Consider the following 12,326-nt stretch of genomic DNA (forward strand, 5'->3'; position numbering starts at 1 on the left):
AGCTGCAATAAGTATTTTGAATGTATTTTTCATTTTTTTCATTTTTTTTATTAATTATTAATAACCTGTATTTTGTGTTAAGTTTGGATTGGCATTAATTGTGTTTGGGTGCAACGGAAAAACTTTAAAATTAGCCGGAATAGAAACACCATTCGTTGCATTTCCTTTCCATGCCCATGTATAAGTACCTCCAGTGAATTTACCAAAACGAATCAAATCTTGTCTTCTATGACCTTCCCAATGTAATTCTCTTGCTCTTTCATCGATCATAAAATCTAAAGTAACTTGACCTGTATTAACATTTGCAAAATTACCATCATTTGCTCTTTCTCTTAAAGCATTGATGTATCCGAGTGAGGTGGCATCAGCATTAGCAGTTGAATTTCCATTAGTAGCACCATCTCTTCTCATTTGAGCTTCTGCATACATTAGGTAAAAATCTGCAAGTCTAAACAATGGGAAATCAGTGTCAACAAAAGCTGAACTTTGACCAGGTAAACCTGTAGAAGTTCTATTAGACCATTTACCTAGTACATAACCTTGAGATTGTATAGCAACGTTAGATATTTCTATAGGTCTTCCAGCAGAGATAATTGTTTTTCTAGAATCAAAATCAAATTCAGATCCATCAAATTTTTGAACAAACTGTTTGCGAAGTCTTAATGCGCCTCCCCATCCATTTACACCATATAAAGTTTGTCCATTACCTTCAATTGAACCTACTTGCCCATTACACATTACAGTAGTTGCACCATAATTTTGTGTTTTTAGACCATCTGATTCAATTGCAAAAATCAATTCCGAAGATGTGTTGTTATCAGCTTTAAAATTATCTAAATAATTTAGTTTCAATTGATAACCCGCTCCTATTATGTTTGAGCACATAGTCATACAATCTTGATATCTTTGAGTTCCTGTGTAAACCTCTGAATTTAAATACATTTTAGAAAGTATTGCCCAAGCAAATGCTTTATCTAAACGACCACTTTCATTTGTTCTAGCATCTTTTAAAGAAGGTAAAACAGCTAACAATTCAGTCTCAATGTAATTAAACAATTGTGTTCTATCCATTTGAGGTCCTCTAAAATTAACCGGATCATTTTCAGTTACCAAAGGTGCTTTACCAAACAAATCTAGCAGATGGTAATAGGCCAAACATTTCAAAGCTCTAGCTTCGGCTCTGTAATAGCCAATTTCCATAAGTTCCGCTGTGTTTGTTACTCCTCTAGAACTCAATTTTTCAGGAGTAGTTTGGCGGATAAATTCATTTGACAAAGCTACTTGAACCATACCTCTACTAAACATTCCTAGGAAAATGGGATTTTCTCCGCTCCAAATATTTCTTTGAATTTCTCTAACTCCAGGATCATTAGATCCTTCGTAAGACCAGATAACTTCATCTGTAGATAATTCTTGAAGATACCATACGCATCTAGAATATTGACTAGTACCTGGATCGATACCTTGCAATAAAGAAGATCCGGCACCATTTGTACCAGTTAAAGATAGATTTCCATAAACACCCGCAAGTGCCCTCTTATATGCATCAGGTTGAGCAAAGAAATCTTCAGACAAGAAATCGTCGTCATCTTCTGGCGTAACATTTAAGTCGCCTGTACACGATTGTGTGACTACCAAGAGACTTAAAAACATAAATAAATTTAATTTAATTTTTTTCATTGCAATAATTATTAAAATTTAACATTAGCTCCAAACAAGAAGCTTCTTTGTCTCGGATAAATTGTTCTATCAATTCCACCTGTAATTTCAGGGTCTAAACCGCTGTAATCTGTTATAATGAATGCATTTTGAATACCAGTAAACAATCTTAATGAAGCTTTGCCTTCTAACCATTTTGGGAAAGTATATCCTAATGTAATGTTATCCATTCTTAAAAAAGAAGCATTTTCAACATACAGATCAGATGTTAAAGTATTAGTGGTATTTTCAAAGTTGGTGTCTAAAACAGAAGTTGGTACGTTAGCTGCTGCAAGTGTTCCTGAAGGTTGCATTCTAGCAAAAACAGCTCTATTAGATTTCACATTATTAAAAACTCTATTTCCAAAACTAGCTCTTAAGTTAAAAGAAAAATCAAAATTTTTGTAATTAATGTTAGAGGCAAAACCTAATAATAAATCTGGATCTGAATTGTTGTAAATATATCTGTCATCAGAATTGATAATACCATCTGCATTTAAATCAGCATAAGCACCTTCAATAGGATTTCCGCTAGTATCATACAATTGTTTATATACATAAAATGAACCAGGAGTATAACCAGATTGGTTTACCAATACACTTGCTCCAGTACCTCCTTCAATTCCTCCAAATTCAATTCGAGTAAAAGGATCTACCTCTTCAATTTTTCTTTGGTAAGTGGTGGCATTAAAATTAACATTCCAATTAAAACCTGTGCCTTCGTTCTGAATTATATCAGCGTTTAAATTAAACTCTAAACCTCTAGTACTAAAAGACCCTATATTTTGGAAACTTGAATTCGTAAAGTTAGAACCATCGGCAGTAGGTGCATTAAACAATAAATCTTCTGATAATTTATAGAATGCATCTATCGAACCCGTAATTCTGTTTTTAAATAATCCATAATCAAGACCTATATTGTAAGTTGTTGTTTCTTCCCATTTAATTGCTGTTCTTGCTGTTGGAACACCTACCGGATAAGCAACGCCACCAATGAAATATTGCGAAACACCATCACCTTGATTATATCTTTCAAGATAACCATAACGTTCAGCCCCTGTGTCTTGTTGTCCGGTAACACCCCAACCCAATCTCATTTTTAAATCAGAAATAGTTTTGTTTTCTTTAAAATAATCTTCTGATATTTTCCATGCAAAAGATGCTGAAGGGAAATTGCCCCATCGGTTATTCTCTGAAAATCTTGAGGACCCGTCTCTTCTATATGCTAAAGTTAAAAGATATTTACTGTTATAAGTAAAGTTAGCTCTAGCAAAGTAACCAAGTAATACAATATCTGGATCGATAGAAGTTTCTGGGAAATTAGCTGCTAATTGAGGATTGTTAACATTACCTCTGTCAAATCTTTCTTTTTCGAATTTTTGATAAGAATAACCACCTGTCAAATCCAAATTAAGTTTACCAAATGCTTTGTTATAGTTTAAGTAAGCATCTAACAACTTATTAGTGATTGTTTCTTCAGCAAATTCATTATTTCCATAAATAGTGTTTTGATTACTGAAAGCAACAGCACTATTAGTTGGAACCCTTTTTGTTCTTTCCCCCTTAGCTTGATCATATCCTAAATTCACTACAAAACGTAGCTCAGGTAAAAAATGCAGTTTATAATCAACTTCAAAATTACCAAAAATTCTATTACTTAAACCTCTATCGTTAGTTTGAAGTAGTTCAGCAACAGGATTTCTAGCAACATTAGGCGTTAAAGCATTTACTGTAGTTGTTGATATAGAAGTATCTCTATATTCAAAGAAACCACCAAATTGAGATGATGGGTCATATACCGGTTGTGTTGGATCAAAAGACAAAGCACTTCCTTCTACCCCAGGCGTAAATCTATTTCGCTCATTGGTATAATTAGCATTAAGTTTGATCTTTAAATGATCTTTAAACATACTTGGCGCTAATGCTAAAGACACAGTATTTCTATTAAAATTATTAGTTAACCTTAATCCTTCTTGATACGTGTTTCCAATAGTAAGACGAGAAGGAATCGCGTTGAATAAATTCCCTTTGATAGACAAACTATTATCAACAAAATCTGTTCTTCTATAAATTTCGTTTTGCCAGTTTGTATTTGAATTTCCTAATGTCGGAACTAAAGCCGGATATTTATCAGCAATCACTTCTCTAAATTGATCAGCTCCAAAAACATCAACCGTTTTAACTACTCTACCAGAACCATATTGAAAATTATAATCAACTGATAGTTTTTTTCCTCCTTTTTTGGTAGTTATTAAAATAACACCATTTGATGCTCTAGAACCATAAATTGCTGTTGCAGACGCATCTTTAAGCACCGTGATTGACTCAACTGTGTTTGGATTTAATGATGCTAAGAAAGAAGTAGAACCAGCAACTGTTGTGTTTGAAATAGGCAAACCATCAATTACAATTAACGGATCATTAGAAGCGTTTAAAGATGCTCCACCTCTAATTCTAATTTCAGAACCAGATCCGGGAGCACCACTTGTGTTAACAGATACCCCTGCAATTCGACCGTTAAGTAAGTTCTCTGTAGTTACATTTGCTCCTTTATTAAATTCTTTAGCTGACAATACTGTTGTAGATCCCGTAGCGTCTTTCTTCTTAACAGATCCATACCCCACTTGAACCACTACTTCTTGTAATTGGTTAGCACTTTCATCAAGACTAATGCTGACTTCTTTTTGACCAGAATAATTTAAAGTTTGGGATTCATAGCCAATAAAACTTAAGACAACTTTGTCTCCGTTTTTTAGCCCTGCTAACTTAAATTTTCCGTCAAAATCTGTTGTTGTGCTTTGATTAGCACCTTGAACTACTACATTTACTCCAGGTAAGGGTTGATTCGATTTTTTATCAACTACTACACCGCTTAAACTTTGTGCCAATAAACTAAATGGCAACAACAGGAATAAAAATAACAACTTTTTGTAAATTGTTTTCATACATTTTGTTTAGGTTAAAAAATAATTTTGTGCTTATACTTATACTTCGAAAGTTAAATTTAGGTAAAAAAATAAACTTAACTAATAAACACTTGTTAAATGCGCTACGAAAACGTTTGCGTGTTGAAAACTTTTTGTTTTTTATGATTAATTAACGCTAAAATTGATAGAATAAAAAATATCCTATACCTTTATTCAGAATTAAGTATTTATCAAATTCTCACAATGAAAAGAAAAGTTACATTAAAGCAAATTGCCAAAGAACTAGATGTATCAATATCAACCGTCTCCAAATCGTTAAAAAATAGCTTAGAAATTAGCGAAGATACTAGGCAAAAAATACAGGCATTTGCAAAACTATATAACTATAAACCTAATAATATTGCACTGAGTTTAAAAAACAGAAAAACAAAGACAATTTGTATTATTATTCCTGAAATTATTCATCACTTTTTTGCAACCGTAATTAGCGGCGTTGAAAATGTTGCTAATGAAAATGGTTATAATGTATTGGTTTGTTTATCCGATGAATCTTTTGATAAAGAAGTAATTAATATGGAAATGTTAGCCAACGGAAGTATTGACGGCTTTATTATGTCGCTTTCAAAAGAAACTCAACAGAAAAAAGATTTTCATCATATTGTGGAAGTGATTAATCAAGGAATGCCTGTAGTTATGTTTGACCGGGTTACCAATGACATTTTATGTGATAAAGTAATTATTGACGATAATTTAGCTGCATTTAATGCTACTCAATTTCTTATCGATAAAGGATTTAGAAAAATAGCTTTGATAACTACAGTTGATTATGTAAGTGTTGGTATACTAAGAACACAAGGATATATTAAAGCACTAAAAAATAATGATATAAATGTTGATGAGAATTTAATTCTCAAAATTGAAGATACCGAAAACTTTGAAGCTTTAATTGAAGATCTGTTAGCAAATAATGACCTAGATGCCATTTTTGCCGTAAATGAAATTTTTGCTGTAACTGCCGTCAAATTAGCTGGGAAGTTGAATATTAAAGTACCTCAAGAACTTTCAATAATTGGATTTACTGATGGAATTATTTCAAAATATTCAACACCGAGTATTTCAACTGTTAGTCAAAATGGCATCAAAATGGGTGGAAAAGCAGCAAAAATGCTTATCGAAAGATTGGAATCAGAAGACGAAAAAGATGAACATTATAGCACTGAAGTAATCGAAACTGAATTGGTAGAAAGAGAATCCACAATTTAAACTTTTTATCAAAAAAAACTAATTGTAAATCCAAATCATAAAAACTTTTATATATTTACTGCCAATTATCAAAGCTTATACTTTTACTTCGAAAACAAAAATAAGTTTTGATAAGCATTGCGCTTATCGTATTTCTAACCATTAAATTACGATAATGGAAAAGCGTAAGTTAAGTTTCTGGCAAATTTGGAATATGAGTTTCGGATTTCTAGGAATACAATTTGGATTTGCCCTACAAGGTGGATTCATGTCTAGAATTTTTCAAACTCTTGGCGCTGAGGTAGATGATATTCCTGGTTTATGGATTGCAGCTCCCCTAACAGGTCTTTTAGTTCAACCAATCATAGGGTACTTGTCAGATAATACTTGGAGCCCTAAATATGGCAGAAGAAAACCATATTTCCTAATTGGAGCAATTTTAGCATCTATTACTTTATTTTTCATGCCTCACTCGCCAGTCCTATGGATTGCCGCAGGATTATTATGGGTCTTAGATTCCTCAATAAATATAAGCATGGAACCTTTTCGTGCTCTTGTTGCCGATAAATTACCCGAATCACAACGCTCAAACGGTTTTGTAATTCAAACACTAATTATAGGAATTGGAACTTGGATTGCTAGTAACCTACCTTGGTTGGTAAACAAATTAGGAGTTTCTAATGAAGCTCCAGCTGGAGTAATTCCTCCATCGGTTATTGTAGCGTTTTCAGTAGGTGCATTTGTGTTTTTTGCAAGTATATTATACACTATAATTACAACTAAAGAAAATCCACCTTCAGATTTAGAGAAATTTGAATCAGAAAAAAAGGAATCCCGATTTATACCAGATTTAATAAAAAGCATGAAAGAAATGCCTCCAACAATGAAAAAACTTGGATTAATTCAATTTTTCAGTTGGTTTGCTTTTTTTACAATGTGGAGTTTATCAATGCCTGCTTTAACTGAGCATGTTTTTAATTCACCTAAACCAGATGTAAAAGAATATGCTCAATTAGATAAAGAAGGTAATGCATTAAAAAATGACAAAAAAGAAGTTATTTATCTCAATACTGACAAAAAAATAGAATACGAATCTAAAGATAAAGTTTATAATGATGCAGCCGATTTGGTGGGTTCAGCAACAGGAGTTTACGGATTGTCCTCAATGGCTTTTGCATTATTACTTACTTTTTACACAATGAAAAACAAAATAAATAGAAAATATATTCACATGTGTTCGTTAATTCTTGGTGGATTAGGTTTTATTTATATGTTTTATGCAACCCCTTCAACTTTAATGTATTCCTTTATATTAATAGGTTTCTCATGGGGAAGTATTTTATCAATGCCTTATGCCATGCTATCAAGTTCAGTAAACCCAAATAAAATGGGAATGATGATGGGATTATTCAATATGTTTATTGTAATTCCACAAATTATTGCTGCTCTTGGCGGAATCAATTATTTATACAAATTAATTGGGGAAGCACACATTAATGCCATGATCTTAGCTGGATTATCACTAATTATTGCTGGATTATGTAACTTCTTTATTACGGACAAAAACGCAATTTCAGGTTAAAGAATTTATAATGACAAAAAAAGCATTCATCTTCGACCTAGACGGTGTTATTGTTGATACGGCGAAATATCATTTTTTGGCATGGCAAAAAATAGCAAGCGATTTAGGAATCGAATTTACCCCGGAACACAACGAAGAATTAAAGGGAGTTAGTCGTGTTCGTTCTTTAGATATTATTTTGAAACTTGGTAACATCGAAGCTTCTGAAGAAAATAAAACCAAATGGTTAACCCAAAAAAATGAAGATTACCTATCTTATATTGAAAACATGGATGAATCTGAAATTCTTCCTGGCGTTGTCAATATTTTAGAATATATTAAAGAAAAAAAACAACTAATTGCATTGGGCTCGGCTAGTAAAAATGCTCGACCAATACTAGAAAAAGTGAAAATTTTGCACATGTTCGATGCCATTGTTGATGGAAATGACGTAACCAATGCAAAACCAGATCCGGAAGTTTTTTTGAGAGCAGCGAAATTATTAAATACAACCAACGAGAATTCTATGGTTTTTGAAGACTCGGTTGCTGGAATTCAAGCTGCTAATATTGCCAATATGACGAGTATCGGAATTGGCGATGAAAAAATTCTCCATGAAGCAAAATACAATTTTAAAGATTTTACCTTTATGGATACCTCTTTTATAGAAGCATTCATAGACTAAAATTGAATGATAAAAGGAAAATTAAATGAATCAAGATTATATCAAACCAGACAACTGGTCAATTATAGAAGAAGGTTTTGACTTAGAACAAGTTAAATCATCTGAAAGTTTATTCAGCATCGGAAACGGAGCAATGGGACAACGTGCCAATTTTGAAGAATACTATTCAGGAAAAACTTTCCAGGGTAGTTACATTGCCGGAATATATTATCCAGACAAAACCAAAGTGGGCTGGTGGAAAAATGGGTACCCCGAATATTTCGCTAAAGTATTAAATGCACCTAATTGGATTGGAATCAACATCGAAATAAATGGAGAAAATCTTGATTTAGCAGCTTGTGCAATAGTGAAAAACTTCCGTCGGGAACTAAATATGAAAGAAGGAATTTACAATCGTTCTTTTGAAGCTACTTTGCAAAATGGAACTCAAATTGCTGTCAATGTTCGCCGCTTTCTTTCTTTAGATATGGATGAAGTAGGTGTTATCAATTATGAAATTACACCATTAAACAATGATGCCAAAATAATCTTCAAACCTTATCTAGATGCCGGAGTTCACAATGAAGATGCCAATTGGGAAGAAAAATTCTGGGAGCCACTAGAAGTTAAAAACTCAGGTAATGAAGGATTTGTAACTGCTCGAACGTTCAAAACTCATTTCATCGCTACTACTTTCATGCAAAATAGTATTCTAGTAAATGGTCAAAAACAAAACGCTTTTCCTTCAAATATTGAAACTTCGAACGAAAAAGTACAGTTTACTTATGAAGTCACTGCAGCTAAAGGACAAACTGCTTCAATTCAAAAATTAGGCGGTTATACCGTTTCAATGAATCACGAAAACACACAAGTTGCGGCCCAAAATGTTATTGCGAAAGCATTATCATTTGGCTACGACCAATTAGTAAATAATCAAATTGCAGCTTGGGCAAAAATTTGGGAAATGAGCGACATTACTATTGATGGCGATGTAAAAGCGCAACAAGGAATTCGATTTAATATTTTCCATTTAAATCAAACATATTTAGGGAAAGATTCCCGTTTGAATATTGGTCCAAAAGGATTTACCGGCGAAAAATATGGCGGCTCAACCTATTGGGATACCGAAGCATATTGCATTCCTTTTTATATGGCTACCAAAGACCAACAAGTAGCTCGAAATCTTTTGGCTTATCGCTACAATCAACTAGACAAAGCTATTGAAAATGCAGGTAAATTAGGTTTCGCAAATGGTGCGGCTTTGTATCCAATGGTAACTATGAATGGTGAAGAATGTCACAACGAATGGGAAATTACCTTCGAAGAAATTCATAGAAATGGAGCAATTGCTTTCGCTATTTTTAACTATTACCGATTTACTGGAGACTACTCTTACATTCCTGAAAAAGGATTAGAAGTATTAATTGGAATTGCCCGTTTTTGGCATCAAAGAGCAACTTTTTCTACTTTTAGAAATCAGTATGTTATTTTGGGCGTTACCGGCCCTAATGAATATGAAAACAACGTCAATAATAATTTCTATACTAATTATTTAGCCAAGTGGTGTATTGATTATACCATCGAGCAAATCAACAAAGTTCAGAAAGAATACAATGCTGATCATACAAGAATAATGAGCAAAGTAAAATTAGACACTACAGAAATTGAACATTGGAAAAAAGTAGCAGACAATATGTACTTCCCTTTTTCAGAAGAGCATGATGTGTATTTACAACAAGATGGTTTTTTAGATAAAGAATTGGTAAAAGTGCACGATTTAGACAAATCGCAACGACCAATCAATCAAAAATGGTCTTGGGACAGAATTTTGCGTTCGCCTTATATCAAACAAGCGGATACTTTACAAGGTTTCTATTTCTTCGAAGATCATTTCACCAAAGAACAACTGGAAAAACATTTCGATTTCTACGAACCATTTACAGTTCATGAAAGTTCGCTTTCGCCCTGTGTTCACTCGATTCAGGCAGCTACTTTGGGCAGAATGGAACAAGCATATACGTTCTATTTGAGAACATCACGATTGGATTTAGATGATTACAATAAAGAAGTGGAAGAAGGTTTACACATCACATCCATGGCAGGAACTTGGATGAGTATTGTAGAAGGTTTTGGCGGAATGAGAGTCAAAAATGATGCGCTGCATTTCGAACCAAGAATTCCGAAAGAGTGGGATGGCTATTCATTCAAAATCAATTTTAGAAACCAAATTTTGAAAGTTTCCGTTCATCAAAACGAAACTAATTTTACTCTAGAAGGTGACACTACAATTTCTGTTTTTGTAAACGGAAAAGAAGTTTCGGTCGAGCCAAATAGTTTGGTAACAGTATAAAAATAATTAATTGAACCATATAAGGTATATAAGTTCATTTAAGTTTTTCTTATTTGTCCTTATATGCCTTATATGGTTTATAAATAGCGAACTATGAAAAAAGTGTTTTTCTTCTTCCTAATTTCTTATTCAGTTTTAGCACAGCCCGAGGCCAAAGACCGAACAAGCAAAGCAATTGACAAAATTGAACCTCCATTTTGGTACGAAGGTATGAACCATGCTGATTTGCAAATTATGTTCTATGGAAAAAACATTTCCCAAAACGAAGTTTCTGTTTCTAATGATATAATCATCAAAGGCATTCAAAAAACAGAAAATCCTAACTATATTTTTGTGACTATTGACACCAAAAATGTTCCTGCACAGGATTTAATTTTTACATTTAAAAACGGCAAGAAATCATTTACTAGAAACTACTCCATTAAAACAAGGAGAGAGAATTCTAAATTTAGAAAAAGTTATGATAGCTCGGATGTTATCTATCTTATCATGTCGGATCGATTTGCCAATGGAAATCCAAACAACGACAGTTCAGCTGAAACTACTGAAAAAGCCAATCGGAATTTGCCAGGTGGAAGACATGGTGGCGATATTGAAGGTATTATTAATCATTTAGATTATATCAAAGAATTAGGCGCAACAGCTGTATGGTGCACTCCCCTTTGTGAAGATAATGATGAAAGCTATTCCTATCATGGCTATGGCCAATCTGATGTTTATAAAATTGATCCGCGATATGGAACCAATAAGGATTATCTTAGATTAAGTGAAGGATTACATAAAAAAGGAATGAAAAACATTATGGATTATGTAACCAATCATTGGGGTTGGCAACATTGGATGTATAAAGACTTGCCTACTAAAGATTGGGTGCATCAATTTCCAGAGTTTACACAATCTAACTACAGAATGACATCGCAATTTGATGTCAATGTATCAAAAATTGATGCTAAAAATTGTATGGATGGTTGGTTTGTAAAATCAATGCCCGATTTAAACCAATCCAATCCATTAGTTTTAAATTACCTGATACAAAATGCAATTTGGTGGATTGAATATGCCGATTTGGATGGATTTAGAGTAGATACGTATTCCTATAACGATAAAGAAGGAATTTCTAAATGGACCAAAGCCATCACCGATGAATATCCACATTTTAATATTGTTGGTGAAGTCTGGATGCATAATCAAGCGCAAATGGCTTATTGGCAAAAAGATAGTAAAATTGGAGCCATTCAGAGTTTTAATTCCCATTTACCATCGGTAATGGATTTTACTTTACACGATACTTTTAGCACAGTTTTTAATGAAGACCAAGCCTCTTGGGATAAAGGAATAATAAAAGTATATGAAAACTTCACGAATGATTTTTTGTATTCAAATCCTAATAATATTTTGACTTTTATTGAAAATCACGACACCAACCGGTTTAACGAAATCTATAAAAACGATTTCAAAAAATACCAAATGGCAATGACTCTTATTGCAACTGTTCGAGGAATTCCACAATTATATTATGGCTCCGAAATTGGCATGGCTGGAGACAAAAACAAAGGCGATGCTGATATTCGAAAAGATTTCCCTGGCGGTTGGAATAGCGACACCAACAATGCCTTCACCAAAGCCGGTAGAACAAATGAACAGCAAAAATATTTTGAATTCACATCTAAATTATTAAACTGGAGGAAATCAAAATCAGTAATTCACAATGGGAAAATGACGCATTACATTCCCGAAAATAATGTCTATGTTTATTTCAGTTACAATGAAAGTGAAAGTGTTATGATTGTGATCAATAACAGTAACGAAACACAGACATTCAAAACCAATCGCTTTGCTGAAAATATTCAGAATCATCAATCCGCAATTGATATTTTATCTGGG

7 protein-coding genes are annotated in these 12,326 nt (G+C 33.1%); 5 read left to right on the forward strand and 2 right to left on the reverse strand.

Annotated features, from left to right (window positions below; genetic code table 11):
- Positions 1–57: 57 nt before the first annotated feature.
- Positions 58–1,680 (reverse strand): RagB/SusD family nutrient uptake outer membrane protein, encoded by a 1,623-nt coding sequence (locus ACOYLP_RS07020; RefSeq protein WP_422855472.1) that lies wholly within the window; start codon positions 1,678–1,680, stop codon positions 58–60.
- Positions 1,681–1,691: 11 nt separating this feature from the next.
- Positions 1,692–4,643: a SusC/RagA family TonB-linked outer membrane protein gene (locus ACOYLP_RS07025; protein ID WP_422855473.1), complete on the reverse strand. Its 2,952-nt coding sequence runs from the start codon at positions 4,641–4,643 to the stop codon at positions 1,692–1,694.
- A gap of 225 nt (positions 4,644–4,868) precedes the next feature.
- Between ACOYLP_RS07025 and ACOYLP_RS07030 the strand changes: the two genes are divergently transcribed.
- The 5 genes from ACOYLP_RS07030 to ACOYLP_RS07050 form a co-directional block, all read left to right on the forward strand.
- Positions 4,869–5,888 (forward strand): LacI family DNA-binding transcriptional regulator, encoded by a 1,020-nt coding sequence (locus tag ACOYLP_RS07030; protein ID WP_422855474.1) that lies wholly within the window; start codon positions 4,869–4,871, stop codon positions 5,886–5,888.
- Positions 5,889–6,042: 154 nt separating this feature from the next.
- A complete protein-coding gene (locus ACOYLP_RS07035) occupies positions 6,043–7,449 on the forward strand; it encodes an MFS transporter (RefSeq protein ID WP_422855475.1) in 1,407 nt (468 codons plus the stop codon).
- Between the two features lie 10 nt (positions 7,450–7,459).
- Entirely contained in the window at positions 7,460–8,113 is a 654-nt protein-coding gene (pgmB, locus tag ACOYLP_RS07040) for a beta-phosphoglucomutase (RefSeq protein ID WP_422855476.1), read from the forward strand.
- A 25-nt stretch (positions 8,114–8,138) separates the two neighbouring features.
- Positions 8,139–10,442, forward strand: coding sequence for a glycoside hydrolase family 65 protein (locus tag ACOYLP_RS07045; RefSeq protein WP_422855477.1), 2,304 nt, complete (start codon positions 8,139–8,141; stop codon positions 10,440–10,442).
- A 93-nt stretch (positions 10,443–10,535) separates the two neighbouring features.
- On the forward strand, positions 10,536–12,326 hold a 1,791-nt coding region (locus tag ACOYLP_RS07050), incomplete at its 3' end, for a glycoside hydrolase family 13 protein (protein WP_422855478.1).

The organism is Flavobacterium sp., assembly GCF_049318325.1.
In the GTDB taxonomy this organism is placed as follows: Bacteria; Bacteroidota; Bacteroidia; order Flavobacteriales; family Flavobacteriaceae; genus Flavobacterium.

Bases quoted from the DNA above. Each gene is read 5' to 3' on its own strand.
- ACOYLP_RS07020 (WP_422855472.1), bottom strand. From the start codon at position 1,680: ATGAAAAAAATTAAATTAAATTTATTTATGTTTTTAAGTCTCTTGGTA.
- ACOYLP_RS07025 (WP_422855473.1), bottom strand. From the start codon at position 4,643: ATGAAAACAATTTACAAAAAGTTGTTATTTTTATTCCTGTTGTTGCCA.
- ACOYLP_RS07030 (WP_422855474.1), top strand. From the start codon at position 4,869: ATGAAAAGAAAAGTTACATTAAAGCAAATTGCCAAAGAACTAGATGTA.
- ACOYLP_RS07035 (WP_422855475.1), top strand. From the start codon at position 6,043: ATGGAAAAGCGTAAGTTAAGTTTCTGGCAAATTTGGAATATGAGTTTC.
- pgmB (WP_422855476.1), top strand. From the start codon at position 7,460: ATGACAAAAAAAGCATTCATCTTCGACCTAGACGGTGTTATTGTTGAT.
- ACOYLP_RS07045 (WP_422855477.1), top strand. From the start codon at position 8,139: ATGAATCAAGATTATATCAAACCAGACAACTGGTCAATTATAGAAGAA.